This is a genomic window from Desertibacillus haloalkaliphilus (assembly GCF_019039105.1).
In the GTDB taxonomy this organism is placed as follows: domain Bacteria; phylum Bacillota; class Bacilli; order Bacillales; family KJ1-10-99; genus Desertibacillus; species Desertibacillus haloalkaliphilus.
Genome location: NZ_JAHPIV010000338.1, coordinates 1 through 378 on the forward strand (window position 1 = coordinate 1; position 378 = coordinate 378).

1 protein-coding gene is annotated in these 378 nt (G+C 49.2%); it reads left to right on the plus strand.

Going from position 1 to position 378, the window contains the following annotated elements:
• Window positions 1-378 (plus strand): hypothetical protein (locus KH400_RS30035; protein WP_217228345.1); only part of this gene is annotated, 378 nt, incomplete at both ends.

Sequence of the window (378 nt, forward strand, 5' to 3'; positions counted from 1 at the left end):
GAAGAGGAAAAAAAAGAAAGGGAAAAGAAAAAAGAAAAGGAAAAAGAAGGGGGGAGGAAGGAGGAAGAGGGGAGGAAAAGAGAGAAAAGGAGAGGAAGAGGAGGAAGAAGGGAAAAAGAGGGAAAAAAGAGGAAAGAGAGGAGGAGAGGGGGAGAAAGGGGAGGGAAGGGAAAAAAGGGAGAAGAAAGAAAGAGAGGGGGGAAGGAGGGGAGGAGAGGAGGGAGAAGAGAGGAAGGGAGAAAGAAGAGAAGAAAGAGGGAGAAAAGGAAAGAAAGGAAGGGAAAGGGGGAAGAGGAAGAAGAGGGGGGAGGAAGAGGGAGGGGAGGGGAAAGGGAGGAAAGAGGGGGGGGGGAAAAAGAAGAAAAGAAGAAGAAGAAG